We start from the raw sequence: 2,405 nt of genomic DNA on the forward strand, positions 1-2,405 counted from the left end.
CCCGCTTAAGTGGTGAGCAACGCAATACGATGCTTCCGCATACCACCTAAATCACTAAAATCAACGCATGGTAAAAATGCCACGCGTTGCGAATCCGTCTTGAAGCGTTTGTTAGCACGTTAACTAACCCTACCTTTACTCCTTCTAACTAATGCACAGACGCATAGCACAACGATGCTCTTTAGGTAAGCCCACATCAGCTTCTTGAGCTAGTAGCAGAGCAAGACGTTCATTCAGTTCGCTCCGGTCCACTATCACGAAACCTAGCTTTTCATAAAACGGTGCATTCCAAGGAACATTAGAAAAAGTTGTTAACGTAATACTCTTACGACTTTTCTTAGCTAGCTCGATAACAAAGTTTATTAACTGAAATCCAATTCTTCGCTTTTGATACGCATAATCAACAGCAAACTCTGAAATATGAATTGTCAATTCTTCATTTATGTCCCTGATACATATAAAGCCAACAACCTTTTTTTCAAGCTCAGCAACAAAAAGCCCATCTAATTCAATCGTTCTTTCGTAAAACCCGTAACTATGCAACGGCATCTCTTCAGGTAAACTGCATAAAAAGTCTATGGGCATCGAAGAAAATACATTTCCAGAACCTTGTTCAATCTCAATTATGTTTGAAATATCTTCAATTTCCGCCTTACGGACTACTATCGTATTCATTTTTAGATTAACTCCGACCTCTATATAATTCATGCTAAAAACAGCTGCTGAGCCTTAATAAGCATTTGAGTGCTAACGCCGCGTTAAGTAGTGAGCAACGCCACTACAGAACCTAACCATACCACCGTAAACACAAAACCCAACGATGGAATGAAAAATGCCATGCGTTGGGAATCTGTCTTAAACGCCTTGTTAGGTTTATAGGTTCGGCAAATGTCGTCTAATAGTTTGAGCGTATTGATGCAAACCTCGACGCTCTAATTCTTGGACAAAAATATGCCATGGTGGAATATTACTGTAATACGGAGTAGGACCTGTCGAAAGACCTCCCCCAGGGCCAGTAGACATGCCACCGTTTGGCCCTGTGGACATACCACCATTGGGGCCTGTAGACATACCACCACCGGGACCAGTTGATAAACCACCTTGTGGGCCTGTACTTTGGTTTCTTGGCCAACCTCGATTTGTCATATGCATACCTCCTCATAAACACGCATTAACACTACTGTTATTGTGGTCAAATGAGGAAATTCAAGATTGAAGTTATCTAGTTTTGGGAAAATGTGACCCGTATTAAAACCTAACGCCCTGTTAAGGGGTGAGCAACGCCACCACCTTGCTTAAAAACAACACCGTAAACACTTTTACCAAATTTAACACCAAACCGCCAAGCGTTGGGAATCCCTCTTGAACAGTTTGTTAGGCAGACTTATGGCGTAACCTACTTAACCTGGATAGGAAAATAAGTGCCCCCCATATACTGTATAAAGTAATTAAAATACCAACTTGAATTAACGTATATCCATGTGCAGCTACTTTTACACCAGAGAAATACTGCAGAGGGGCTTGAATTCCAAGCCAAGCTACCCACGTACCCATTACCGCTAGAATAGCTGTAAAAACTAAGGAACCAATTAGCTGAAAAGCATTTTGTGTTTGGTGAGACTGCCTATCTTTGTATGTTTTACTAAAAGGAAATTTATAATATTTCATTAGATATACTAGCGAACATGTTATAGGTAGTATCACAACATCAAGTATTGTTATAGGCACCCCAGTGTAAATCCTAATTCCTTCTGATACGAGGATGACTAAAACTATAATAATGATCGTTTTTATTTTCGCCCAACCCATAATTCTGACCTATAAGTTAAAGGTAATATTGTATGCCTAACGCCGCGTTAAGTGGTGAACAACGCCAACCACCAAACCTAAGCCATTGTGCCTTAAACACTAAATTCAACTTGGACTGAAATCGCCAAGCGTTGTGAATCCGCCTTAAACGCTTTGTTAGGCGAAGTTTCCCAGTAATGTTTAAGTTTGTTTGAAAGCAGATTAACCGAAACCCTATAAGCAACCAAACACCCACTGACTTTTTGTGATTCAAGAACCATAAAAGCCACTATGTTTCAGCCAAAATTTCGACAACCACGAAATACAGACTTTCAGCGATCAAGTTGCTTTTGAGGAAGCGAAACGTAAAGCTGCAAATTTAAAACGAGAACGAAAGCCGCGATTAACTTGCCCTTGCCTCACTTTGGACCAATAAAATTCACCATCAACCAACGCTGAAAACCAATGAGGCAACCCACGAACATTGGCATGTTTTACGGTTGGAGAAGTTCAAGAATTTAAGCCGACAATGTTGAATTGCCGACTTAGAAAAACGAATGCTCAAAGAGACCTAAGAAGATGAGAACAAAGAACTTTCCTGCCCGTCGCCTAACGCC

3 protein-coding genes are annotated in these 2,405 nt (G+C 40.7%); all 3 read right to left on the reverse strand.

From position 1 onward, the window contains the following. Nucleotides 1–144: 144 nt before the first annotated feature. The gene (locus tag VNE01S_RS18660) at nt 145–675 is read right to left on the reverse strand and encodes a GNAT family N-acetyltransferase (RefSeq protein WP_162208416.1); all 531 of its coding nucleotides are present in this window, start codon (nt 673–675) and stop codon (nt 145–147) included. Between the two features lie 198 nt (nt 676–873). Beyond that, entirely contained in the window at nt 874–1,146 is a 273-nt protein-coding gene (locus VNE01S_RS18665) for a hypothetical protein (RefSeq protein ID WP_156309931.1), read from the reverse strand. 228 nt (nt 1,147–1,374) lie between these two features. Beyond that, nucleotides 1,375–1,668 (reverse strand): hypothetical protein, encoded by a 294-nt coding sequence (locus VNE01S_RS18670; protein ID WP_156309930.1) that lies wholly within the window; start codon nt 1,666–1,668, stop codon nt 1,375–1,377. Nucleotides 1,669–2,405 lie beyond the last annotated feature (737 nt).

The organism is Vibrio nereis NBRC 15637, assembly GCF_001591105.1.
Classification (GTDB): Bacteria; Pseudomonadota; Gammaproteobacteria; order Enterobacterales; family Vibrionaceae; genus Vibrio; species Vibrio nereis.